This is a genomic window from Pseudoalteromonas sp. HL-AS2 (assembly GCF_031198805.1).
GTDB classification, from domain to species: domain Bacteria; phylum Pseudomonadota; class Gammaproteobacteria; order Enterobacterales; family Alteromonadaceae; genus Pseudoalteromonas; species Pseudoalteromonas nigrifaciens.
The window spans coordinates 1,558,103-1,583,512 of record NZ_CP133571.1 but is presented as its reverse complement, the minus strand read 5'-3'; the positions used below and the strand labels follow the sequence as shown (position 1 = coordinate 1,583,512).

Genomic DNA, 25,410 nt, shown 5'->3' with positions numbered 1-25,410 from the left:
TATGCCAGCAGAGTGTGTAAATTTGCCATATTTAAAGTGTCATTTTTGGGTTTTTAGGATAGTAATGATTGCTCTGCTGCTCGCACAAACTAAACTCACGAGTATTTTTGTAAGGTAACTTCATAAAACCGGCTACCCCTACGTCGGTAATATTAACTGCGTATTGCATCAACTTATTAAGCAGCCGCCTAAACTCATCCTCTTTACTGGCATCGAGCAACCGGTAGTAATGATGTATTTTGAGCCTATCGGGCAGCGCTTCAAAAATAATGCAGCCAGTGTGGTGTATTTGATTTAGCTCAAACACACATTTAATTACTTTTTTTGGCAGTTGTAGTTGCTCGTCGGGATCTTTACCATCTTCAAAGTAAGAATGTGGCCGGGTAACATCACTGGCATTTACATTCACCGTTTCAAAATCAAGTTCTGGTAAACTTTCAAACTTAAAGGCGCCGGTTCTATCGCGCTCTAGCTGAATGGTTTTACGTGCGTCAAACAAACAACATTTAAACAGCCCTTTTTGGCTAATTGCTTGTGCCAGCATTACGGTATTATTTACCGCATCGGTAAATGCAGCGGCTAACGTTTCGTTATACAAAATTAGCGATGATTCAACAAACAGTGACTCATCTTTCCAATGAAAGCTTAATCCGCCTACGGCAGGATACTTTGCTAAACGACTAATAGAGGCTAAAAATGCTTTTTCGGTATCTCCGGTATCAAACAAAAACTCTTTGTAGTAACGATCTAATTGGGCATCGTTTACATCAAGCAATTGCTGTTTATGATCGGCTTGGCGTAAAAACTGCTTTCGTGAACTGTATACAACGGTTTCGGGCTCTTCGTCATAACTAAACCAAAACGGAATCGCGGCTTTAACTACTTTTTTAGGTAACTCAGGTAGGTACGCTTTCGCCATACTAGTAATGTTACGCATAAAGTAATCACCTGCGCTATCTCTCACTTGTTTGTTTTTAGAGAGCATACCGTCAATGACTTTAGCCAGCTCTATTGGTATCCCTAAACTGCTGGCAGGAATAACGTCTACTCCAAACCGACAAGACTGTGCAGAAGCAAGTGCGTACAAGGTTGCCGCTACGCCTTGCTCATCAAAGCGTGGAGATGATTGCTCTCCCGACATTTGTGCTTCACCAATAAAGTAAACATCGCCCATACGTGCGTTAGTAGTGCTTAGGTCTGCCGACATTAAATCCATAAAATTACTGGCAATGGGGTTACCGTCACTATCTATTTGCGCGTATACCGAGCTTCCCCAATCCACTAACGATAGTGCATCACTGGCTTCGTCCCATACTAAGTTTGAAGGTTTAATGTCGCCATGCACAATAGGCTGCGCCGTTATACCCGTATTATGATTGCGCAGATCGAGCAGCACGTTTCTGAGTCGCACTGCCAGCGTCATAATTTTTGCAGCGCCAATTCGGCCTTTTTTCAACGATACTTTTTCAAGGTCTTCGCCCATGGCGCGAGCCATCATTAAAATGCCTTGTTTTTTAATTCGTTCAAATGCATAAAATTCAGGTACAAGTGGATTGTTAATTTGCGATAGCATGTAAGCTTCGTCTTCTAGGCGGTCGCGTATACTTTGCGCTAGTGTAATACGCGAAAACTTAAATACCCAAGGTAAGCCGGTATCGTCGTGTCCCGCAAAAACAAAACCAAAAGCGCCTGAGCCAATCATTTCTACATTTTCGTAACCAAGTAAGGTAAGTTTTTTAATACATATATTAAGCCACTGTCTATGCTTTTTAGCATCGTGGTGTGAGAGCAAATAAACAGATTGCTCTTCGTTAATATAAAAGTTACGAATTTCTTTGGCTTGCACTGTATTTTCTCAATTAAGGAAGTGTAACGGCTTAAATTAATAACCCTTTTAGCTGTGTAATACTCTATTTTATTTAAAGTTTTATCTCAAGTAATAGCGCTCGTTTAAATTTTAAGGCTACATATCGCTAGAAATTGCGGATTCAACGTATAGGGCTTAACCTATTGGGCTAAAATAAGGTAAAACAGGGCTTTATATTCTTTTGGGTCAAACAATGACAAACATAATTAAAGCCTCTACTTTAGCTATAGCGCTTTGTGCTGGTATGAGTACGCACGCAGCTGAGTTTACTTTCTCATCAAACATAAACAAAGATGCACAAACATTAGTCGTATTTTACAGCCAAGATGGAAAAAACAAACAATTTAAAGCACTTAATAAAGAGTTTAAACAGCATTTACAGCGCGTAATAGACATTGAAAACTTTAAAGGCGATTACGCCAGTGTTGCCGAACTTATAGCACCACAAAACAGTAAATATGATCGTATATTAGTGGTAGGTACGGGTAAACAAAAAGAACTAGATAAAGCCCGTATTGCAAAATTAGGTGGCAATATACATGCTCGCTTACTCGGTAATAAAGTAACAACCGCAAGTGTAATATTTGATGACGTAACCGGCTTAAATAATAATGCCGAGTTAGCAGCTAACTTTGCTCACGGTGCTAATTTACGCGACCACCGCTTTGAAAAATATAAGCAAAAAGCCAGCACAGAAACTATTAGTTACACATTTGATGTTGCTAACACTAAGCAAACACAAAAAACATATAAGTTGCTACAAAGCATTCAAGCTGGGGTGTTTTTGGCCCGCGACTTAACTTCTGAAGTTGCTACCCACATGACCCCGGTCGACTTTGCCAATGCAGCTAAAGAGTTAGAGTCTCTTGGCGTTACTATTAGCGTACTTGAGCCTGCACAATTAAAAGAGCTAGGTATGGGAGCGCTTGAAGCTGTTGGCCGTGGTAGCGAACAAGGCGCTCGTCTTGTAGTTGCTCATTATAAAGGGTCTAACGACGCACCTATTGCCCTAATAGGTAAAGGTATTACATTTGACTCTGGCGGCTACAGCATTAAAACAGGTGCATCTATTGCACGAATGAAATCAGACATGGCAGGTGCAGCAGCGGTACTGGGTACTGTAAAAGCAATGGCACTTGCTAAAGCAGATAAAAACGTAGTTGCAGTGATGGGTATGGCCGCTAACATGGTGTCGCAATTTGCTGTAGCACCGGGCGACGTAGTACGTACCGCTGAAGGCTTAAGTGTAGAAATACTTAATACCGACGCAGAGGGCCGCTTGGTACTTAGCGATTCAATGTGGTATGCGCGTAAGCACTTTAATCCTGAAATAATGATTGATGTAGCCACATTAACTGGCTCTAAAGTAGGTGCTGTTGGCAATGAATACGCAGCAGTATTTTCACAAGATGATAAATTAGTAACGCAATTAACCTTAGCCGGTAAACAGGTTAACGAAAACTTATGGCGCTTACCTTTAGGGTATAAAGATGCTTTAAAGTCGGATATTGCTGATTTAACCAATGTTGGCTCCAGTGGCCCTGGTGCAACTACTGCAGCAAGCTTTTTAGAGCATTTTGCCGGTGACACTCGCTGGGTACACATTGACATAGCCGGCAATGCATTAGCTAAAAAAGGCAAAGACGAAGTATCTGCAGGCGGTACCGGATTTGGCGTGCGTTTATTGAGTGAATGGCTACTAAGTAATTAAATATACATTAGTTAGCTTTACTAGCTAAACACAAAACGCCAAAAGCACATATATGCTTTTGGCGTTTTTTATTGTTAGTTAAAGCAATATAACCTTTAACCTAGAAGGTCAAACACGTTTTAGTCGTAACCATACTTATTATTAAACGCTTCATCGCTCATGGTTAATAAAATAATAAACTCTACAAATGCAATGATCGCCGGAATAGCTGTCCAAAAGAACAACAGATAAATAAAGCCTAAGCCAATTTGCCCTAAGTAAAACTTATGAACACCAAAGCCACCCAAAAATACCGCAAGCAATGCTGCAGCTATTTTACTCTTACCATTGGGCGCAGTACCACCTAATGAATTAGGTTGCGCTGTTTGTCTTACCCCACATTTAGGACAAATTTCTGCTTTTAAACTAATTACGCCTCCACAGTCCGAACAAAACTTTTCGTCTGCACTTTTTAATGTTGCTGCATCACTCATTAATAACTCTCCATTGTTTATAAATATGCTTCATAGCGTAGTTAAGTAAATGTCAGTATATAAATTATTAGTTTTAATTTTTAGATACTTGAAAATATTTAACAGCTAAAAACTTAGCACAATAGGCAAACCACATTCAACAAAAATAAAACAGCTATTTTACATTTGGGTGCTTATACATGATTTATATAGTGCAAATAAACGATGTGCAGCTATTAAAACTCGATAGTATCAATAATCAACACTAAATAATGTTAACAAAATTTACATTTAGTTAGTTGTTCTGCATAAACCCTTTTTGCTTAATAGCGCAGCACTAAGTTAATTGTGGTTTTTTAATGGAGTATCAAAATGATAAAATTTAAATCGATAACACTATTTGTTAAAATGTGTACTGTTACGGCATTATTAACCAGCTCAGCCGCTTACTCACTAGGCTTCTCACAAACCTACACACAGGCTTACTTACAAGCCTATGCTCAAGCTTCATCTAAAGATAGCAAACAGGCTCCAGCTCAAAACATTCCTCAAAACTCGATATACCAATTAAATAATACGTGGTTAGATCAAGATGGCCACGAGCGTTTATTAAGTAGCTTTAGTGGTAAAAAGCAAATAGTGAGCCTTATTTACACACATTGTGCGCATACCTGCCCTACTATTGTGTCGACCATGCAAGCTATTGAAAATAAGCTTAGTAATGAAGAAAAAAACAATGTTGGATTTATATTAGTCTCGCTTACTCCTGATACAGACACCCCGACGGTATTACAAAGCTTTGCCCAAAGCAGAAAACTAAGTGCACATAATTGGAGCTTATTAACAGGCTCAGCCGATGATGTGCGCAGCTTAGCTGCAGCATTAAACATTAAGTATCAAAATATAGGGAATAGCGAGGTAGAGCACTCTAATATAATGACGGTGCTTGATCAGCAAGGCAGAATCAAGTTTCAAAAAACGGGTGTAATTAGTAATGCAACTTTCACTGCTAAGGAGCTTGCCAATTTTTAAGCTACTCACTATTACTAAAAACACAAATATAAAACACTTTATTAGCAAATAGAGTGTTTATATTATTTTATAAATGTTTACTTAAAATACCTCCCTACCAGTTAAGTCCACTTTTAATCTCTAATATATTTTTAATCAACTACTTCACTTGCTTACAGCATAGAGTATTAATGACGTATATATACCAACAAGTTATAGGGTAGCGTTGGACTTATTTGCAGCACAATAGAATAATCCGCCCTTCACTCACACTTCAGCTTTGTATTATTAATTATTGGGTACTTACGTGAATAAAAAACAAGCCATACTAGGTAGCGCTATTGCTATTTTATCTATTTTGTTAGGGGCACTATTTCTCGAAACATCATCACTGTTTTTACGTCTACTGCTAGGCTTAGCTTTGGGTTTTGCCTTAGCGAAAGGTTCAATTGGTTTTGCTGGCAGCATTAATCGCGCATACCGACGTGGCTCAACACAGCTATTGCAAACTCTTATGTTTATGTTTGTTATTACTGCCATTATAAATGCTGGCTTATTAGTAAATACAGATTCAACAAGTTATAACTTATGGGTTAACCCTATTAATTTAGGCCTGATTATTGGTGGCGTAATGTTTGGTGCCGGTATGAGCTTGTCGAGCTGCTGTGCTACCGGCATGATGGTAGAAATGGTAAGCGATGTACCACGCGCACTAACAACATTGGTATTTTTTGGAGCAGGTGTGTTTTTTGGCTTTCCGCTACAAACAACGCAAAGCTGGATCACGCAAAGTGTAATCTCTACAAGTAGTTATGCTGAGCAAGGTGTTTACCTGCCCGATTTGTTTAGTTGGGGGCCATTAAATGGCTACTTTATTGCTATTTTAGTTACGATTGCTTTTGCTTTAATTGTTGTAGTGCTGGCTAAAAAATATGAGAACTACCGACAAAAAAGTGGATCTTATTTAGGGGTTGACGGTGAAATAGCCCGACAAAACCAGTTATTACACAACAGTACACAACAATTTACATTTTTTAGCACCCACACATATAAACGCTGGATAGGAAACATGTGGGAAATGCGCACTTCTGCTTTAGTAATTGCAATTATATTTGGTGTAATGATGGCGTCAACTGGTTCGGGCTGGGGCGCTTCTACCCCTTTTGGCATATGGTTTGGTAAGCTTGTAATGCAACTTGGCATAAGCGCAAACGATATTGCAAACTATACTCTAAGACCCGAAGTAATGTTTACTACAGGCTTTTTTGATCATGCTATTTCGGTACAAAACTTTGCAATAATGTTAGGCACATTAATAGCCGTGCTGCTTATGGGTAAATTTTCGTTTTCATTTAAAATAAACCACTCAGCTAAACAGTTTGCTTTATTTGCACTTGGCGGGCTACTAATGGGGTTTGGTACGCGTTTTGCCAATGGCTGCAATGTAGGTGCATTATTTACCCCTATCGCTAACTTTTCATTGTCAGGTTGGATTTACCTAATTTTTTTACTGCTTGGTGGAATACTGGGTAATAAGCTGCAACATGCTGTTATTAAATAATACCTTTTATAATTAAAATGCCGACTTAAATTATAAGTCGGCATTTTTACTAACCGTTATTTTTTAAACAGTATACGTTTAAGTGTATTGTCTTTAATAATATAATGATGCAGAAGTGCTGCGCTGGCATGTAATGCAATTAAGTAATAACCAAGTACGCCCGTTGTTTCGTGTAGGTATTTAATTTGTTTTGCCAGATCAGTGTTTTTTGCCGCTAATGCGGGTAATTCAAAACCATAAAAAGGGATTGGCGCATCAAATAAACTCAGCATAAACCAACCTGCCAAAGGCATTGCAAACATAAAAGCATAAAGTGCAATGTGCGTAATACTAGCCGCCATGGTTTGCCATTTTGCTGGACTGGGCGTTATTAATGGTTTAGAACCACTTTTTAAACGAATAAATAGCCGAATAGTAACAAGCAATAAAACTGATAACCCCAGCATAAAATGCCACATTTTAAATAAATCGCGAGTTTCTGTGCCCTTATCAAATAAAACCCGTAGTTCAATAGATGCATACACAGCAATTAATACTAATAACATTAGCCAGTGCAGGATTATTGAGAGTTTATTGTAATGGGTAGATGTGTTTTTTATAGCCATAAAACCTCTAAAAATCTAAGAAATAAATGCGCTCTTTACTTCTCAAGCACACCGTACTTAACCTGAACTCTGGTTAAGAGATTTACTAACATATTGAATCATCGTTATATTTAATTTTATTTTCTCTAGCCAGAGGTTTTTAGTGAAAACAAGGCGAATTTACGCGTCAATAGCTGGCCTATTGCAAGTAAATTCAACGCAGTTAGCGCTGAAAACAGCTGCTTGAGATAAGTTTATTATCCGGAGCTCAGGTTACTTAAGAAGTTTAGCGCGTTTAAAACTTTTACAGTGTTTAAAGTAAGCTTTTAATGATCTAGCACAATGACTATTTAACTTATATTTATCGGCGCTATCTGTATTGATAACTTAAACCAAGACCCGCCCAAAATACATCTTGTAATAATTCATCGTCGGCATAGCGGTTTGAATCTTTATTAATAGCAAAACTATAGTTACTATATGCGTATAACTGCATGTTTTTTATTACTGAGTAAGATAAATTCGCACTAAATTGCACATGATTAGCACCATTATGCCCATCGGCCACATACCCTGAATTAAAGCCAACACTGGTTTTAAAATCAAGCTGTAATACGGGCGTTAATTGATAATGTTTATTTAGCGCAACATCTAAAAAAGCACCTTGTGCATCAAATGAATAATATAAACTACTTATAAGCTGAACCTGCTGTGCAAAAGAGTAAATAAGCTCAAGGCTAACCTCATTATCGTAAGCGTTACTGCTTTCTTCGCGCGAGGCAATTGCACTATACCCACTTAATAGCTCAAGGTTTTTTGATAATACCGTTGCGTATATTATATTTAAATTCACTTCTGAATAATCGGTATTAATGCCTTTAGCAAACCAAGGAATAATTATGAAATTTTCATAATTTAGCTCTGTAGATACTGAGGTAATCCCTTTATTTGCTAAGTTATCACGCCCTTCAGTAACATAGCGGTTTTCCCAGTAGGAATGAATGTGCCAGTCGTAGCTGTTATTAGGTTCAATGTTAGTTAACGTCTCAACTTTTATATGCCCCGCCGCATCTGCTGAAACATTTTGCACAGCACTATACTCTTGCGTAGTTTGCGCTAAAGCAAGGGAACTAAAACAGGCACTAAACGCAAATAAAAAACCGACAATACATAACTTCATTAATAACCTAAATTTTCATAGTAGTATTTAGCTCAGTTACTGAGCTAAAAAGGTCGGCTATACTACTACTCGAATAGGTAAATGAGCAATAAATTTTGTTAACTTTATTAGTTAAATAAAATCACTGCAACTAAGGCTCGCTGCAGTGTTAAAAATACGGGATATAAGGTAGGTAATTTAAAGTTTTATGAAGGTGTTACTAAACCTCTTCGCATTCCCAGCTTGGCTTTTCAAATTTAAACACTGCTAATCCTAAAACCGCTATCATTATTGCAAAAGCTAACCAAGATGATAAAAACTGTGCTGCAAAAAACCAACCCACTGCAGCGGCAATAACACTAATAACAAGCTGAGCCATAAGCGGAACTTTACCTTTGGTACCGTAAGTAAGTTTATAAGCTTTAACTAATTCATCAGCCACAAAAAACTCACAAAGTGTCACGTTTTTAGTTAAACCGTGGGCTTTTAGCCTAATTTTGGCCGGGTTGCCATTTATTTCAAACTGATGAGTAGAGCTAAACTTAAAGTTTTGTGCTTCGCTAACTATCTCACCGTTAACTTTTACAACTTCTTTTCCCGATACGGGCAAGCAGTAATAAGTAACTTCTACGTCATCACTGTAAAACTTAAAATGCATTCCACTTTTGGCCGAAACCTCTACTTTATTTGTCATCATCATCATCCTTATTGATATAAATTTAATTATATAGTTTCCAAAGAAAGTTAAAAGCATGCTTACAACAATAAATCGTTAACTCACTCATAAAAAGCTATACCTCAATAAAAACAAACAATAGATTTAAAATCAAACTCGTTAACATTGCTGATCAGTACTAAACTTTTGCTCATCGGCAGTTAATTGATCTGTATCAAGTCATTTTTGCACTTAAGCGCAATACTAAGTTAATCGTCATTTATAATGGAAAATATAAAATGAAAATACAACCTAATAAGCACACCCTATGGCTCCCTCTAATAGCTATTTTATTTAGTGGTAACCTACTTGCTGCCAGTAATTTAAAAACTGAACAAGCAATACTAACGCCTCCTCCTATGGTGCCGCCCGCCATTAATAGAGATCACAGTGCAAAAGTAGTTATCAACCTAGAAACAAGAGAACAAGTAGGGCGAATTGCCGATGGCGTTGAATATGTATTTTGGTCATTTGGTGAAACCGTACCTGGGAGCTTTATTCGAGTTAGAGAAGGTGATGAAATTGAGTTTAACCTCTCAAATCACCCTAGCTCAAAAATGCCGCACAATATTGACTTACATGCGGTAACAGGCCCAGGTGGTGGCGCGGAATCGTCATTTACGGCCCCAGGACACACCTCAACATTTAATTTTAAAGCACTTAATCCTGGGCTTTATATTTATCATTGCGCCACGGCTCCTGTTGGTATGCACATAGCCAATGGCATGTATGGCTTAATTTTAGTTGAACCAAAAGAAGGCCTTGCGCCCGTAGACCGAGAGTATTATTTAGTACAAGGGGATTTTTATACTAAAGGTGAATTTGGTGAAGCTGGCTTGCAACCTTTTGATATGGCAAAAGCAATAGATGAAGATGCCGACTACGTAGTATTTAATGGCTCAGTAGGCAGTACCACAGATGAAAACTCTTTAACCGCTAAAGTAGGTGAAACAGTTCGATTATATATTGGTAATGGTGGCCCTAACTTGGTTTCTTCTTTTCATGTAATAGGCGAAATTTTTGATACCGTTTATGTAGAAGGCGGCAGTTTAAAAAATCACAACGTACAAACCACATTGATCCCCGCTGGCGGCGCTGCCATTGTGGAATTTAAAGTAGAAGTACCGGGCACCTTTATTTTGGTTGATCATTCTATTTTTAGAGCATTTAACAAAGGTGCACTAGCAATGCTAAAAGTAGAAGGTCCTGACGACCATTCTATTTTTACAGGCAAAACAGCTGAAAACGTATATTTACCAGAAGGCTCAGCAATACAGTCGTTAGACAATACTTTTACTAAAATAACAGCCAACAATAAAGATGAACAAATACGATTCGGCCAACGTGTTTATGAAGCTAACTGTATGGCTTGCCATCAAGCTAATGGCGAAGGTATTCCCGGAGCATTCCCGCCTTTAGCAAAGTCTGATTATTTGAACAACAACCCACTTTTAGGTGTTAATGCGATTATTAAAGGCTTATCGGGTCCGATTAAAGTTAATAACGTTAACTACAACGGCGTAATGCCAGCAATGAACCTAAATGACGAAGATATTGCCAATGTTATTACCTTTGTACTAAATAACTGGGATAACGCCGGCGGAAAAGTCTCTGCTGAACAAGTTGCTAAGCAGCGCAAGTAACATGATTTTTTCTTTATTAACGATGACACTGACACTGGCAGAGCCTCCTAAAATGGTAGCGCTGCCCGCGGGTAACTACAGGCCGCTTTATATGAATAAAAACAGACCACAAACATTTGTGGGCGCTTTTAGCATAGATGTTACGCCTGTGACTAACGCGCAATATTTAACGTTTGTAATAAATAACCCTCGTTGGCAGTCGCAGCAAATACCTAGCATATTTGCAGAGGCTCAATATTTACAACATTGGCAACAAAATCTAACTCCAAAGCAGCCGTCACAAGGGCAATTAAACAGCCCTGTAGTTAACGTATCGTGGTTTGCAGCCCAAGCTTATTGCCATTCACTTAATAAAAGCTTACCCACGGTTGCTCAGTGGGAACGTGTTGCCAGTGCCAGTGCAACCCAGCCCAATGGCAGCCTAGAGAAAAGCTATAACCAACGTATTTTACAATGGTATAGCCGCCCTAGTAGCAAACAGCTCCCCGAGGTTGGTACTAACCCAGCAAACTATTGGGGAGCACAAGACTTACACGACTTAATTTGGGAATGGACAGAGGATTTTAACTCCGCTTTGGTCAGCGGCGAGTCCCGTGGTGATAGTGATATAAATCAAAAATTATTTTGCGCCGCAGGAGCACAAGGCGCTGCTGATCCCAGTGATTATGCCGCATTTATGCGCTTTGGCTTTCGATCTAGTTTGCAGGCCAAATATACTTTACCCAATTTAGGGTTTCGCTGTGCGAAATCAAAGGAATAAAAAATGATAAAATATAACCCGGCTATTATTTCTAATAATATAACACTCAAAATATTAGGGCTGATATGCATGCTTGCCAGCTCATACGCTTACTCGCAAAATATACCACAAAACTCTGTTTATCAGCTTAACAGTACATGGTTAGATCAAAATGCAAATAAACGTACTTTAAGTAGTTTTAGCGGTAAAAAACAAGTAATAAGCCTTATTTATACACACTGCTTACATACCTGCCCTACTATTGTTTCTACCATGCAAGCCATTGAGAATAAGCTGAGTGAGACTGAAAAACAAGACGTAGGTTTTATTTTAGTATCGTTAACGCCCGACACAGATACACCTGCAGTACTAAAAGAATTTGCACAAAGCCGAAAATTAAATTTACAAAACTGGAGTTTATTAACCGGCACACCACAAGACGTTCGTAGTTTAGCCATGGTATTAAATATAAAGTTTCAAAACATAGACAACAATGAAGTTAATCACTCCAACTTAATGACAGGTTTAGACGAGCAAGGACGTATTAAGTTTCAAGAACTTGGAGTAATAAATAACGCAGCAATAGCCGCTGAAAAGCTCGCAAATTTTTAAAGCACGCTACCCTTAACTAAGCTATACAATGAATAAACACTCGCACAAAGCAGAGTGTTTATTTAATTTCAAAAATTTTAATATGGGACAGGCATTTAATTTTTATTAAAAAGCAAATGCACAGTTTATTTATTATTTACTCCAGTGTATGGCTTTCATTGAATTACAACAGTTAAAGTTTATTCGATTTTAGGGAGATTTTAACGAGAGTTAGAGGCTTACACTTCATATGATGGATATTTGCTAACTTAAGCTGACACAGATCTATGAACGACCTCAAATCATTGTTGTTTAGTTATTTAAGTAATCACACCAACTGCTTACTTCCGCCAAAACAATAAGAGTAAATTTTACTGGTTAGAACAAAAAAACAGCGGATGCTCGTATTTATTTTGCATAAAATAACTTACAGATTAACCAACACCTTTGTACCACTTAGCTTGGTTCTGCGCAGCTAAATTCATTAACCTTACTTTACTCCCTGCAAAGTTTGCATATTGCCTACGAAAATGCTGAATTGCGTTTAGCCACTCACCCTCTTCTATATTTAATTTGGCTAATATATTGGGTACATTTTTACTTACTTCCCGTTGTTTATTGCAAGTAAAATAACGACTACTCCAACTTACTAACTCTAAATAGTCTATTAATCTAAATGGGATCGTGTCTGGTTCTGCATTACTACCCAATTTAAGTAATTGCATTGGCTGGCTTTTGTGCTCAAAAAGCTCTGATTTTTGTGCAGGTTGTTTACTATTTTTTGGCGTGTTTTTATATTTATGGATACGCTCTTGAATTGATGTGAAATCACTGTTTTCAAGTTCTGTAGCTATTTTCGCTCTAATTGGATTCAAATCAACATACGCCATACAACTTAAAATGGCCTTATCATCTAATAGTGCTTGGGATTTATAACGCCCTTCCCAGTATTTTCCTGTGCAGTTATCTTCTTTATTTGCTTGCCTGGCAATATATTCATTAAGATTTTTCATATACCAGCTAATATCATAAAGTCGTGCTCGCCATGTTGCTATAATTTCACTAAAAATATATAAGCTAGCCTCATTTAATTTCTCGCCATTTAAAAAGCGTTCAACCAAAGAGTCTCCTTGTTTATATAACTTATACCAACGCCTTATAACCTCTTCAACAGACCAATCAAGCGCCTTGTTTTTATTTACTTTAACCACAACATGATAATGATTACTCATAATAGCGTAAGCAGCTATATCAATGGCAAATACATCGCTCAGTAATTTCATCCGCTTAACAAGCCACTCCCTACGGTGGTCAAAGTTTTTGCCTGAGTATTTATCATCGCCACACAAAAAAGCACGGCGAACACAACGCGCAATTAGGTGGTAATAAGGTGTTGCCGATAAATCTATGAGTGATTTTCTGGCACGGGTCATGTTTAGCACTCTGTTTTTACATGTATATATAAACAGTAGTTCAAAGCGAGGGAATTACCATTTTTTATGCCTGTCTACTATTATATTTACTTGTAAATAAGTTTTATGCCTGTCCCTTATTCGAAGAGGAGATAGTAATAAGCCTTATGTTTCTGCCAAAATATCGCCATCAACAAGGTGAACATTGGTGGTGTAATAAGCTTGGCTGTATTCTATATTTAACGAAAAATACACGCTTTGTTTAAGGTGTTTTTTTATAGATGCCTCTAGCTCAGTACTTAATGCTAATGTAAATTCTTTATTTCGGTGAGACTTAGTTAATAACGATATTGTAATGAGAATATGCGAGTGTTTATATTCTAAGCATGGGTAAGCTCTTGACTTACATACCCCAGCACTGGCGTCTTTGTTATTTATAATCTGCTCTATAACATCAAAAACTGCTTTTGTGTTTATTTTTAAGTTATCTGAATATTTTATTTCTACGTGTGGCATAAATATATGTTCCTGAGCGTATAACGCTTGGTTAATAATAAATCACTGCGTTTGAGTGCAACAATCAACAGTAACTTACCTAATGAGTTTATTCCGCTTGAGCCTGTAATACAGCGTGCTGTATATCTACATAGCATTATTTAAAATTAAACTTTGTTTATAAAACTTCTCTTTTTAAGCATTATAAGGTGCTTACTTATTATGGGGTTAGCTCCTTTATTCGTTTTATGGTATTTACCCTCAACTTTTTTACTTAAAACAAAAAAGCATAACCCTATTAAAGTTATGCTTTTTAATTTAGTTTGTTTAATAAACGAATGCGCCGTATAAAGGCTAATTACTCAATAGTTGTATTATTTAAAGAGTAGTTCCACACCTTATAAAAATAAAAGGCATAACCAAGGCCAAAGGTAAGTATTGAAATTATAATCCAAAGAATTACATGGCCAATGCTGCCAAAAATATCTGTATTACAAACCATTTTTCTTGCATTACCGTGTTCGTCAATTAACTCAGAGCGATTCAAAATAAACTTAGAGAACGAATAAGGAAAAAAGAACGCGCCTATACCAAACGTTATTAGTATTAAAATAAACCACAGTATTAAATGCCCTAAAATATCTATAGTTCCTACATTTGCTTGAATCTTCATATTTAATCCTTGATATGATTTTACTTAACGAGTGTTAAAACCTACTCGCTTTAATTTATTGTTATTACTAAATAAACCATAGCCGAGTTCCTATTTCAGTTCAATTATTTACATAAAACAAAAAGAAGTTTATTTACTTATAAGCAGCTACTACATACTTTTACTTAGCTTTATTAGATTAAATAAACATTATTTCACTTAACTTATTCCTCCTCAAAAATGCACCTCACAAACCTACAGCCACGCTAATAAACGCAGCAAAACTAGCGAGAAAAGCAATCAATGAGAATCCCTCATATATAAATGAAATTAAATCAATTTTATTCATAATAATAACAACGTATAAAATACATTCTTGCTTTTACCTTTAGCCGCACTGCACTTGGTTGCAATTAAGCCTTTAGGTAAAAATAAAAAATACTGTGGTGACTACTGACAGGGAAATCTGAAGATATTACCGAAAACCTCAGAAGTTAAACAAAAAATTCAGCTTTAATTATATAAATGGATACCAAAAATCATGAAAAAAGACTTTAAATTTACTATTAAGAGCACTTCTCTTGATGAAAGTTATCAGCCATCTAACGATACGCGCCTTACAACCAACTTTGCTAACTTGGCAAGAGGAAAATACCGCCAAGCTAATTTGCGCAACGCGTTAAAAATGATTGATAACCGCTTTAATGCTTTAGCGAATTGGGATAACGCTAAAGGAGATCGTTACTCTGTCGAACTCGAGATTATTTCTGTAGATTTAGATATTAAAGGCAGTGGTAATACTTTTCCATCAATAGAAATATTAAAAACAATTATTGTTGATCATAAAACTAATAAACGCATTGAAGGCATTGTAGGTAATAACTTTTCCTCTTATGTGCGCGATTATGACTTTAGCGTATTGCTGCAAAATCATAATAAAAATCAACCTAAATTTAGTATCCCAGATAACTTTGGTGAGCTGCACGGCAAGCTGTTTCAGCATTTTGTTAACTCAAGTACTTACAGACTAAATTTTAATAAACTACCTGTAATATGTATTAGTGTTTCTGATAACAAAACGTATCATCAAACTCAAAACCAGCACCCTATTTTAGGCGTTGAATACCTGCCAAATGAGTCATCTTTAACCGAGCAATATTTCAAAAAAATGGGCTTGCAGGTACGTTATTTTATGCCACCAAACAGTGTAGCGCCTTTAGCATTTTTCTTTTTTGGTGACTTACTTAATGATTACACTAACCTTGAACTTATAAGCACTATTTGTACCATGGAAACATTTCAGAAAATCTATCGACCTGAAATTTACAATGCAAATGCACCTGCAGGAAAGTCTTATCAACCAAATTTGAACAACCAAGATCATTCATTAACGCAAATTGTTTATGATCGAGAAGAGCGTAGCCAAATGGCCAGCCAGCAGGGAAAATTTACCGAAGAGCACCTAATTAAGCCATACCAAACTGTGCTTGAACAATTCTCTGCCAATTACGTTTAAAAGCGGCGCTTAACAGTTTCGCTCAATAGCTAGGTTCAATTATAACTTTAAATATACGGCACTATTTATCATGAAAACACTTATTAGCAATACACTATTACCTACGTCAACTGCGGGCAGTTTGCCTAAACCGGTTTGGCTTGCACAACCACAAACACTTTGGTCGCCTTGGAAATTACAAGACGATGAACTAATTGAAGGTAAGCAAGACGCCCTTCGATTGTCATTACACGATCAGCAACAAGCAGGCATTGATATTGTCAGTGATGGCGAGCAAACCAGGCAACACTTTGTTACCACCTTTATTGAGCACCTCAACGGTGTTGATTTTGAAAAGCGTAAAACCGTTAAAATTCGCGATAGGTACGATGCAAGTGTACCAACGGTTGTTGGCCCTGTTAGTCGACAAAAGCCGGTTTTTGTTGAAGATGCTAAATTTTTACGCCAGCAAACTAACCAGCCAATAAAATGGGCTTTGCCAGGCCCAATGACAATGATAGATACCCTTTATGACGATCATTATAAAAGTCGCGAAAAACTTGCGTGGGAATTTGCCATAATTCTTAATCAAGAGGCCAAAGAGTTAGAAGCTGCAGGGGTAAATATTATCCAATTTGATGAACCAGCATTTAATGTATTTTTTGATGAAGTTAATGACTGGGGTATTGCCTGTTTAGAGCGCGCAATTGAAGGACTAAAATGCGAAACCGCGGTGCATATTTGCTACGGCTACGGCATTAAAGCCAATACCGATTGGAAAAAAACATTAGGCTCAGAATGGCGCCAATACGAAGAAGCGTTTCCTAAGTTACAGCAATCGAATATAGATATTATTTCGCTAGAATGTCATAACTCTCATGTACCAATGGAGCTACTTGAACTTATTCGCGGCAAAAAAGTGATGGTAGGCGCTATTGATGTAGCAACCGACACCATAGAAACACCCGAAGAAGTTGCTAATACCCTGCGCGAAGCGCTTAAATATGTTGATGCCGACAAGCTCTACCCTTGTACCAACTGTGGTATGGCTCCTTTAGCGCGTAATGTAGCAAACGCTAAGTTAAATGCCTTAAGTGCAGGAGCAGAAATAATTCGCAAAGAACTAGCTAACAAAAGTTAGCCCAACAAATAAACCTATATAATCCAACTAATATAAGCACTTCAATATAGTTATGTAAAAGAATGCCCGCCATAGAGCTCCTATGCCGGGCATTCTTTTTTAAACAAACAATGACTAAATTAAAAACCTATAAAAACACTTGCCCTAACATGCGTAAACCAGTAATTAATAGTACACAAGCAAATATCTTTTTCAGTTTACCTGCATCTAGTTTTGCAGCTAACGACGCGCCTACAGGCGCAAACAGTACGGTTAGCGGTACAATACATGCAAAGCCAAATAAGTTAACCAAACCAAACGTACCCGCTGGCGCATCAATTGGCGTACTGCCCAATATCAACATAGTTAGCGCACCAGGCAATGAAATAATTAACCCAATTGCTGCAGCTGTACCAACGGCCTTATGAGCAGGATAGTTATATAAAGTAAGTAATGGCACCGAAATAGTGCCGCCACCAATTCCCACCATAGAGCTTAAAAAGCCAATAAATGCGCCCATAACACTTTGCCCTACTGTACCTGGCAGTTTTTGATACAACGCCGACTTGCCCGCTCTAAACAGCATATTAAGTGCAGATAACAGCGCTATTGCCCCAAACAATATCGTAAGCAACTTGCCATCAACCCGAGTAACTAACCAGCTACCCAGCAATACACCTATAAGAATAAATGCAGCCCAACGTTTTAAAAGGTTAAAGTCCACATTGCCTTTTTTATTGTGAGACCTAATTGAACTAATAGATGTAGGCACTATGGTTGCCAAAGACGTAGCTGTTGCAATTAACATTGCAGATTCGGGCGATACCCCAAAGCTCTGAAACAAAAAAAACAACACAGGCACAATTACAATTCCACCGCCAACACCGAGTAAGCCTGCTAAAATACCAGCAAATACGCCTGTGGCTACCAGTGCCAACAAAGTAGATATATTACTTGTTATAAATTCAATGATATTCATTAATTATTACTTCTATTTTTAATCACAACAAAGACCTTTCAGTCAATTTACGAGGTAATTACAGCCCCTGCTTTTAGGTTTTTAAATAAAACAATCACGTTAGCATGCTCTACAAACTCAGCTCTCGCTAAGTTTAATATAACGCTTTGTTATAATTAGTTATTCCCACCTTAATAGTAAATAAACTTGTTTGCTTGATAAAATGATATAATTTCATCAACCAATGAATATCAGTCATCATTAAAGCTAAATTATAGATAGGAGTTAACTTGTGCTGGAAAGGATCCACTTAGAAATACTAACCGCCATAAAAGAACATGGAACCCTAACTAAGGCAGCAAATTCGTTGTACTTATCGCAATCGGCACTAAGTCACAGTATTAAAAAACTAGAAGGCCAAGTTGGTACGCCAATATGGAAAAAAGACGGTCGAAATTTGCGCCTTACAGCGGCTGGCGAGCATATTCAAACACTGGCAAACAGAGTATTACCGCAGTTTGTACACACTGAGTTATTACTAAATCAAATTGCTAAAGGTGAACTAGGCTCGCTACGCATTGGCATGGAGTGCCACCCTTGTTACCAATGGTTGCTTAGAGTAATTGAGCCCTATTTAGAGCACTGGCCAGACATAGACATTGACGTAAAGCAGGAGTTTCAGTTTGGTGCTTTAGGTGCATTACTAAGTTACGAAATTGACGTACTAATAACTCCCGATCCACTCTTTAAACCTAAAATAAGCTATATACCTGTGTTTAACTACGAACACAGACTCGTAGTTGCTAAATCCCATAAACTTGCTACACAAGAGTTTGTATTACCCGAGCAACTAAGCGAAGAAGTATTGTTTAGTTACCCTGTAGAGCCGCTAAGGCTTGATATTTTTAGCCAGTTTCTTAATCCAGCAAAGTGTTCAGTAAAAAAACACAAAACCATTGAAACAACCGAAATCATGCTACAAATGGTCGCTGCGGGTCGCGGTATTTGTGCTTTACCAGGCTGGCTAGTAGACGAGTATTCTAAAACAATGCCTATCAAAAGCCTAAGGTTTGGAGAGCAAGGTATTAACAAACAAATATTTGTCGGTATTCGTAACAACGAGCAGCATATAGACTACTTAAATGACTTTATTGCCCAAGCAAAAAAAACAACATAACCATAAAAACCCATAACCAAATTAAATGCACAGTGTGGGCTCATAAGCGCGTTATCCTACCCGCATGTTTAGTACAAACCAGCTGTGCAGGCTGGGGTTTTGTTAATAGCTGATTGAATTCAGCACAGTGTATTTTAAGTAACAAAGCCAAAGTAAACCACATAACAGCATTATTAGATCACTGGCATTTAAATAGATAAGGATTGTATTTAGGTGTTAGAAAGGGACAGGCAATATTTTATGCCTGTCCTTTTATTTTTCTTTTTTTAGCTTCGGAAATCAATAAGCTTGAAACACTATTAATTCGCTTAGAAGGCTCAACAAATATACCACCTAACCAGTGTTTATATTCTGATTTGTTATGTGCGCCGCAGGTAATTGTTAAGCTCATCAACCAATTCAAGCGCTTCACTTTTTGTAAGATAAGGCACTTTTATCGTTCGTGCCCAAAAGAAACTTTTACCTGTTTTTGAGCTAACCTCAGAAAAAGGCATAGCCGACACTATATTATCTTTGCGGCTCGGGATAGGAGTTAGAAAATCCACATCTCGATACAAAGTATCGCTGTCTGGAGCTTTGACTTCACCTTTAACTTTTGCAGCAGCTATTAAGCCACACCATTTGTGCGAAAAGAAAACAATATCTCCCACATGAACATGATGAACGAACCTCTTTGCGTCACCATAGGCTTCAAGACGGCTATTATCCATCATTGACCAAATAGAGTTTTCATCCCAACTACGATTTGTGTCAAATAATACACCTTTTACATCACTTGGATTTTTATGTTTATCGTATGGGAGAGCGAAGAACTCAAAGTACTTTTCTCCAGCAAGTTCATAAACTCGATATGGCAAGAAATCAATAGATATTCCATTTTTCTTCCAGTAATCTATGGATGATATTAATGACTCATCGGCTGCACTACCGATAACCAATAGGTGTTGCTTATTATTTATTTCTTTTGGTTCTAATTCATGCTCTAGGTTAAAAGCTTCTCTGTGAGCTTCAACCAGCGACATTTTGCTTTTGCTATATTCTTTGAACTTTCTTTCTAACTTTTGGTAGCTCCATTGGCCTGCGTCTTGTGCGTACCTTAGTGCTTGATGAACAGCATCTTTACCAGCAGATGCACGCTTTAACTCAAATATAACCAATTCACCATTTTCATTGAGTGCATATATATCAGCTTCTGCTTGCCATTGCCTTTCTTGAAAAACAGGCATTAACCTAGCATCCTCAAACAATACATCTAAAATGCTATTTGCAATTAAGTTTTCCAAATCTTTCTCAAGCTTTCCGAAACTAGAAAAATCTTTGAACTCGACTGGTTCTAGTTTTTCAAATACGTCAGCTTGTTCTTCTATTTTGTAGAGCATTTCAACATTCCTTTGAGTACATAACGCCTCATTCAGAGGCAAAAAATTGCTGGCTATAATGTTGAGAAACGAAAACAACTAACTTTTTTTATCCTTATTTAACAGTTTTTTATGTTTAACTACCACCAGAATCTTGATTCTTATCAGGTAAATCATTGCAAACAGCACAATTAATGTTTTTGCGATAATTGTAGAAACGCCTAATAGCAAAAATGGTTACCGATACCCAGGCCCACAAAATACCAAATTCAATAGAGTATTCTAGACTTCTGCCTTTTAAGTATTGAACGCTTGTCAGCAGAGAAAAAACAATTGGTAGAGCTATAGCGTATTGAACAATCCATTTTTTTATTGGCATAAATATTCCATTAACACTCTGAGCTTAAAGTAAAACTAACGCTTAGCTAACAGGCGCAGAGTTTTTTGTGTACGCCCGACATGGGCATCAACTTATAACGTGAATGCCCTCTGAAGGAAGATCACCGTTTAAATAACATACTGTTATTTAACGATAACCACCAGCGAATGGCAAGAGCTAAATAGTGAGAAATAGACCGAAGGAAACCGCATAACAGCATTATTAGATCACAGGCATTTAAATGGATAAGGATCGTGTTTAAGTGTTGAAAAAACGAATACACCCTACGATGAATCAACTTACTTAATCGCATTGAAAAGTAAGGGATCACCGCTGTTAAAATTTGCGGTGGAAAGTGAGCTTTAGTGCTTGCTGTCCACCTCAGGGCGTGTTGTTAAGCGTATTTTGCAATTACACCTTGGAATATTTGGAATATTTGGAATATTCCTGTATTCTATTTTTATTCCAAATATTCCAAGGTGTCTAAAATGCAATTTGAACCAATTATTCAGCAACAGCAACAACAAGTTAGTCGTGAAGAATTAGCACGATCAAAGCAAGCTATCACAGAACTCCAACATCACTATGATAACTATGAATCACAACTCCGCATGCTCCAAAGTAGTATGACCACTGAAGAGGACTCAATAAAATACGCTTCTTTAATGCTTGAATTGAATAGGTGCAGAGATAACCTAAACAGGCATATAAATGCTTACAATCAATTATTACAGTTAGCTAACGTAGAATATCCAACAAACCGATTAGGTGATCAGGCTAAAAAAGAGATTTATCACTTTTACCACTCTGGTCGTTATAACCAAAATCAACTTGCTTCTCAATATGGAGTTCAACAAGGAACAATTAGCAAAATAGTAAATGGTCCTCAACCGAGCTAACCACATATACGCTTAACGCCCACTTAAGCGGACAAAAATAGTTGGTTATAATGTGAAGCGAAGCGGAACCTAACCAACTGTTTTTGTTCCGTTTGAAGTTCTTGTTAGCTGTTCTTCAACTTCTATATACATTGGATCTGTTGTATCGCATATTCTGGATGCTTCACCTGTCACTCCCCAAAACTCATCACTAAACATTTCGATAGCAATTAACAAATGTTCAGCTGCAAGTTTTAAATCAAACTCTTTCGACGGAATATGTAGCCCTTTATTACAACGTGCAAAATATAAGGATTCCTCTCGAAAATTTGAATACTCACCTGACTGATACTTTTGGAAAAACTCTGAAACACGTTCCTTGCCAATACTTTTCTCAAGTCTTTCACCTATGAGGTAGATATCATCAAGTGCAATTTTATGTTTTTTACCATGCTGGAATAATGGATCTTTACTTCGTCTTACTTGCTTTTTTTCACCGCTCCATGAACGCATGTGTCCAGATTTAATTTTTGCGATTTCTTCATATATGGTGATACTTAAAAAAACAGAAGGAGCATAGCTTTTAGCCATGAATAAAATATGCGAAGCACTAATTAACTCTTTAACATGCATAATTGCAGAATTATACTCATCGCGATCTAATAACCCGATGTAGTCATCCGAAATGATTTTCGCAGCATCAGCAGCATAGTGGTAACTCTTTTTTTGCACGGAAACTCCTCAGACAGCTAACGCCCAATTAACAGGCAAAAAATGGTTGGCTAAAATAAGTGAACGAAGTGAACAAAAAGCCAACTATTTTTTGTCCTTGTTTAATTTCTTATAGTTCGACCAAGCCACTTAATTTAAAAGTAACTGACTATTATATTAAGTGGAATATGCTTCTGTTGGTTACGAATATTGAATGACAAACATCCAATGTTTTTAACAAGACGTTCGAGCCAACAGAGCACCTCGATTTCAAAACGCATACTCAGGGATTGCCGACCAAGACTATCTATAAGACCTGCGAGAAACGAGATTTAAGCACATTCCGTCCTTAACTTTAACCGTAGGCGCTATAAAATGAAAGCATATAACGTTGATAATTTTGCTGTACTCATTGGCATAGATTGGGCCGATAAAAACATGATATTTGTGAACACCCAACAGGCACTAATAAATACCATTACACCGTTATTAAACACACACCTGAAGCGTTGCATGAATGGGCTATGGATATTAAACAGCGTTATCCAGAGCAGAAAATAGCGATTGTTTGTGAGCTTAAAAAAGGCCCGCTTATTTATGCGTTAGCTAAATACGACCACCTTACTTTATTTACCGTTAATCCTTGTGCCGTTGCTAAATACCGCCAGGCTTTTACGCCCAGTGGCGCAAAAGATGACCCATCAGATGCCTTTGTACAAGTTGAAATTCTCACGTTACACATGAATAAGCTGTCTGTCATTGAGCCTGAGCCTGCAGCTATGCGAACGCTGTCTCAGCTTGTTGAATATCGCCGAAGTTTAGTGCAAGACAGTGTCGATTTATCCAATAAGATAACGGCGACATTAAAGAATTATTACCCGCAGGCACTTGAATGGTTTAAAGAAAAGGACACGTATATATTCTGCGACTTCATTCAGAAATGGCCGTCGCTCACTGCGGTTAAAAAAGCAAGAAAACAGACTTTACTCGACTTTTTTGAGAGTCATAACTCACACTATTGCACGGTCAATAATGCACGGCTAGAGTCATTGTGCCCAATCAAATGCTCGTTGAAGTGCTTATCACCCAATTTAAAGTGTTATTAAAAGGTATTGAAAAGCTCGATAAAGCAATAAAATCGGCCTATAAAGCCCAGCAGGATAAAAAGATATTTGATAGCTTACCCGGCGCAGGTCCACAACTCGCGCCACGTTTACTTGTTGCTTTTGGGAGTAATCGTGCGCGTTATAATGATGCTGCAGAGCTTCAAAAATACGCTGGTATAGCGCCTGTTATTGAGCGCAGTGGTCAAAAGATGTGGACGCATTGGCGTTATAGTTGCCCCACTTTTTTAAGGCAAACATTTGTAGAATGGGCAGGCTTTTCTATTCGTTATTCATTTTGGGCTAAAGCGTATTATGAGCAACAAAAAGCCAAGGGTAAGCCGCACAACAGCATTATTAGATCACTGGCATTTAAATGGATAAGGATTGTATTTAGGTGTTGGAAAACAAATACACCCTACGATGAATCGACGTATTTAGCAGCATTAAAACGCAGAGGCTCACCACTTTTAAAATTTGCAATTAATAGCTAAATTTTACTAGTCGTCCACCTCAGGGCGTGTTGTTAGGTGTTTAATATTTTTGATAGCCGTCAAGCGACAAACCACCTTCCCCTGATATTTTTAAAATATTACAAACAATTTCAAAATAGTGAGGTTGTATACCTGGTATTTTTTTATGTTTACCATGATCATTTAAAGAGCGGATTGTTTGGAATTTATCCCAACCACCTCTTTCGCTAATTATTTCGTTAACTTCATGGTGCTTTGATAAATCATAATCACGAAATATCTTAATATACTCATTGATTTCGTCATTTTCACTTTTTGAGAGAGGGCTACCTTTAATTACAGATTCAGCAACTTCTTTCATTGATGAATATTCTCGATACAAACACACCATTTTACTAAATCTATCAGCGCCACTAGAAACTAATAACTGCAACTGTTGCCATGTCAATCTAGTGATATTAGTTATATGAATACTGCTCCGGTGACCTTTTCTGTTAGAAACTTGAACAATTTCATTTACAGTGAAATTTGCAATTTTTTTATAAAGCTCCACATCATATTCTATTTTCACAAACACCTCTGGTTCAATGTGACCGAAACACCTAACGCCCAAAGCACGCGCCAAATACCGGAGCTTTGATTTTGTGCGAGTATTTTCCCGCACAAAATTGAAGTGGAGAGTATTTGGTCGCAGTGACTTTGCTTGTTATGCCTTAACCTTACCATGCCAGTAATTACCTTCTGGATCATAAAGATCAATATTACCGTTGCTTTTAAGCTTTCCGTGGTAGAAATTGTTGCCTGAATCGTAAATTTCTATATTTCCATTACTCTTCAGTTTTCCGTGATAGTAGGAATTGCTTGGGCTGTAGAGATCGATATTCCCATCATCTTTAATCTGGCCGTGGTAGTAATTACTGCTGTGATCATAAAGATCAATTTTTTGACTCATGCTGAACTCCTTGTGTGGCATAACAGCTTATTGAACACCACTTTGGGGGGTTATAACACCCCAAAACGGCGTATATTACATGGCTCAATAATTCCACTAAATAACTACAATGTAAACAAGTAATTACGTATGTTATAAAGTCACCGTTATTAAAATACCCTAAAACAAATTTTAATAATGTTATTGGACAAAATACAAGCAACTGTTTATATAT

Annotated in this window: 26 protein-coding genes; 12 read left to right on the top strand and 14 right to left on the bottom strand. The window is 37.4% G+C overall.

Translation table 11 applies throughout. The annotated features are described in order from the left end of the window. Positions 1-31: 31 nt before the first annotated feature. Entirely contained in the window at positions 32-1,846 is a 1,815-nt protein-coding gene (locus RB215_RS07495; protein WP_309217138.1) for a serine/threonine protein kinase, read from the bottom strand. 214 nt (positions 1,847-2,060) lie between these two features. On the opposite strand from RB215_RS07495, the gene RB215_RS07490 reads away from it, so the two are divergent. Then, entirely contained in the window at positions 2,061-3,578 is a 1,518-nt protein-coding gene (locus RB215_RS07490; RefSeq protein ID WP_309217137.1) for a leucyl aminopeptidase, read from the top strand. Between the two features lie 119 nt (positions 3,579-3,697). Here the strand turns inward: RB215_RS07490 and RB215_RS07485 are convergent, their stop codons facing one another. After that, positions 3,698-4,051 carry a TM2 domain-containing protein gene (locus tag RB215_RS07485; protein WP_011328163.1) on the bottom strand — a complete coding sequence of 118 codons (354 nt, stop codon included), beginning with the start codon at positions 4,049-4,051 and terminating at the stop codon, positions 3,698-3,700. 351 nt (positions 4,052-4,402) lie between these two features. Between RB215_RS07485 and RB215_RS07480 the strand changes: the two genes are divergently transcribed. Then, on the top strand, positions 4,403-5,062 hold the full coding sequence (locus RB215_RS07480) for an SCO family protein (protein ID WP_306288030.1): 660 nt from the start codon (positions 4,403-4,405) through the stop codon (positions 5,060-5,062). 286 nt (positions 5,063-5,348) lie between these two features. Beyond that, positions 5,349-6,602 carry a YeeE/YedE family protein gene (locus tag RB215_RS07475; protein ID WP_309217136.1) on the top strand — a complete coding sequence of 418 codons (1,254 nt, stop codon included), beginning with the start codon at positions 5,349-5,351 and terminating at the stop codon, positions 6,600-6,602. Between the two features lie 56 nt (positions 6,603-6,658). On the opposite strand, the gene RB215_RS07470 is transcribed toward RB215_RS07475, so the two are convergent. The 3 genes from RB215_RS07470 to RB215_RS07460 all read right to left on the bottom strand — a co-directional run bounded on the left by RB215_RS07470 (position 6,659) and on the right by RB215_RS07460 (position 9,039). Then, a complete protein-coding gene (locus tag RB215_RS07470) occupies positions 6,659-7,207 on the bottom strand; it encodes a cytochrome b (protein ID WP_011328160.1) in 549 nt (182 codons plus the stop codon). 349 nt (positions 7,208-7,556) lie between these two features. Next, positions 7,557-8,366: a hypothetical protein gene (locus RB215_RS07465; RefSeq protein WP_309217135.1), complete on the bottom strand. Its 810-nt coding sequence runs from the start codon at positions 8,364-8,366 to the stop codon at positions 7,557-7,559. A 199-nt stretch (positions 8,367-8,565) separates the two neighbouring features. Further along, positions 8,566-9,039 carry a hypothetical protein gene (locus RB215_RS07460; protein WP_089368262.1) on the bottom strand — a complete coding sequence of 158 codons (474 nt, stop codon included), beginning with the start codon at positions 9,037-9,039 and terminating at the stop codon, positions 8,566-8,568. A 260-nt stretch (positions 9,040-9,299) separates the two neighbouring features. Between RB215_RS07460 and nirK the strand changes: the two genes are divergently transcribed. From nirK to RB215_RS07445, 3 genes are read left to right on the top strand one after another with little or no spacing between them, the layout of a single operon-like run. Beyond that, positions 9,300-10,703 (top strand): copper-containing nitrite reductase, encoded by a 1,404-nt coding sequence (gene nirK / locus RB215_RS07455; RefSeq protein WP_011328157.1) that lies wholly within the window; start codon positions 9,300-9,302, stop codon positions 10,701-10,703. Position 10,704: 1 nt separating this feature from the next. Next, positions 10,705-11,463, top strand: coding sequence for a formylglycine-generating enzyme family protein (locus RB215_RS07450; protein ID WP_309217133.1), 759 nt, complete (start codon positions 10,705-10,707; stop codon positions 11,461-11,463). A gap of 3 nt (positions 11,464-11,466) precedes the next feature. After that, entirely contained in the window at positions 11,467-12,054 is a 588-nt protein-coding gene (locus RB215_RS07445; protein ID WP_309217132.1) for an SCO family protein, read from the top strand. Positions 12,055-12,467: 413 nt separating this feature from the next. Here RB215_RS07445 and RB215_RS07440 read toward each other — a convergent pair whose 3' ends face one another. The 3 genes from RB215_RS07440 to RB215_RS07430 all read right to left on the bottom strand — a co-directional run bounded on the left by RB215_RS07440 (position 12,468) and on the right by RB215_RS07430 (position 14,613). Continuing rightward, the gene (locus tag RB215_RS07440; RefSeq protein ID WP_309217130.1) at positions 12,468-13,466 is read right to left on the bottom strand and encodes a transposase; all 999 of its coding nucleotides are present in this window, start codon (positions 13,464-13,466) and stop codon (positions 12,468-12,470) included. A gap of 144 nt (positions 13,467-13,610) precedes the next feature. Then, positions 13,611-13,961 carry a hypothetical protein gene (locus RB215_RS07435; RefSeq protein WP_309217129.1) on the bottom strand — a complete coding sequence of 117 codons (351 nt, stop codon included), beginning with the start codon at positions 13,959-13,961 and terminating at the stop codon, positions 13,611-13,613. Positions 13,962-14,298: 337 nt separating this feature from the next. Next, complete coding sequence (locus RB215_RS07430; RefSeq protein WP_011328152.1) at positions 14,299-14,613, bottom strand: DUF6693 family protein; 315 nt, start codon at positions 14,611-14,613, stop codon at positions 14,299-14,301. Between the two features lie 520 nt (positions 14,614-15,133). Here RB215_RS07430 and RB215_RS07425 point away from each other — a divergent pair. Next, positions 15,134-16,108 carry a DUF1852 domain-containing protein gene (locus RB215_RS07425; protein WP_011328151.1) on the top strand — a complete coding sequence of 325 codons (975 nt, stop codon included), beginning with the start codon at positions 15,134-15,136 and terminating at the stop codon, positions 16,106-16,108. A gap of 70 nt (positions 16,109-16,178) precedes the next feature. Then, positions 16,179-17,228 (top strand): methionine synthase, encoded by a 1,050-nt coding sequence (locus tag RB215_RS07420; RefSeq protein ID WP_011328150.1) that lies wholly within the window; start codon positions 16,179-16,181, stop codon positions 17,226-17,228. Positions 17,229-17,355: 127 nt separating this feature from the next. Here RB215_RS07420 and RB215_RS07415 read toward each other — a convergent pair whose 3' ends face one another. Continuing rightward, the gene (locus tag RB215_RS07415; protein ID WP_309217128.1) at positions 17,356-18,186 is read right to left on the bottom strand and encodes a sulfite exporter TauE/SafE family protein; all 831 of its coding nucleotides are present in this window, start codon (positions 18,184-18,186) and stop codon (positions 17,356-17,358) included. A 271-nt stretch (positions 18,187-18,457) separates the two neighbouring features. On the opposite strand from RB215_RS07415, the gene RB215_RS07410 reads away from it, so the two are divergent. Next, positions 18,458-19,342 carry a LysR family transcriptional regulator gene (locus tag RB215_RS07410; protein WP_011328148.1) on the top strand — a complete coding sequence of 295 codons (885 nt, stop codon included), beginning with the start codon at positions 18,458-18,460 and terminating at the stop codon, positions 19,340-19,342. Between the two features lie 359 nt (positions 19,343-19,701). Here RB215_RS07410 and RB215_RS07405 read toward each other — a convergent pair whose 3' ends face one another. Together RB215_RS07405 and RB215_RS07400 are read right to left on the bottom strand one after the other, a co-directional pair. After that, complete coding sequence (locus tag RB215_RS07405; RefSeq protein WP_192532755.1) at positions 19,702-20,721, bottom strand: hypothetical protein; 1,020 nt, start codon at positions 20,719-20,721, stop codon at positions 19,702-19,704. Positions 20,722-20,836: 115 nt separating this feature from the next. Beyond that, entirely contained in the window at positions 20,837-21,079 is a 243-nt protein-coding gene (locus RB215_RS07400; RefSeq protein WP_089368251.1) for a hypothetical protein, read from the bottom strand. Between the two features lie 488 nt (positions 21,080-21,567). Here RB215_RS07400 and RB215_RS07395 point away from each other — a divergent pair, with 488 nt between their 5' ends. Further along, positions 21,568-21,978, top strand: coding sequence for a hypothetical protein (locus RB215_RS07395; protein ID WP_309217126.1), 411 nt, complete (start codon positions 21,568-21,570; stop codon positions 21,976-21,978). 69 nt (positions 21,979-22,047) lie between these two features. Here the strand turns inward: RB215_RS07395 and RB215_RS07390 are convergent, their stop codons facing one another. Continuing rightward, the gene (locus tag RB215_RS07390) at positions 22,048-22,689 is read right to left on the bottom strand and encodes an AbiV family abortive infection protein (RefSeq protein ID WP_309217125.1); all 642 of its coding nucleotides are present in this window, start codon (positions 22,687-22,689) and stop codon (positions 22,048-22,050) included. 422 nt (positions 22,690-23,111) lie between these two features. Between RB215_RS07390 and RB215_RS07385 the strand changes: the two genes are divergently transcribed. Then, positions 23,112-23,774, top strand: a complete 663-nt coding sequence (locus RB215_RS07385) for a transposase (RefSeq protein WP_375144259.1) — start codon at positions 23,112-23,114, stop codon at positions 23,772-23,774. After that, positions 23,720-24,265 carry a transposase gene (locus tag RB215_RS07380; protein WP_309217123.1) on the top strand — a complete coding sequence of 182 codons (546 nt, stop codon included), beginning with the start codon at positions 23,720-23,722 and terminating at the stop codon, positions 24,263-24,265. Before RB215_RS07385 ends, RB215_RS07380 begins: the two co-directional genes overlap by 55 nt. Before the next feature lie 40 nt (positions 24,266-24,305). On the opposite strand, the gene RB215_RS07375 is transcribed toward RB215_RS07380, so the two are convergent. Both RB215_RS07375 and RB215_RS07370 read right to left on the bottom strand, forming a co-directional pair. Then, positions 24,306-24,815 (bottom strand): hypothetical protein, encoded by a 510-nt coding sequence (locus RB215_RS07375; protein ID WP_309217122.1) that lies wholly within the window; start codon positions 24,813-24,815, stop codon positions 24,306-24,308. A gap of 135 nt (positions 24,816-24,950) precedes the next feature. Beyond that, a complete protein-coding gene (locus tag RB215_RS07370) occupies positions 24,951-25,196 on the bottom strand; it encodes a hypothetical protein (RefSeq protein WP_309217121.1) in 246 nt (81 codons plus the stop codon). Between the last annotated feature and the right edge of the window lie 214 nt (positions 25,197-25,410).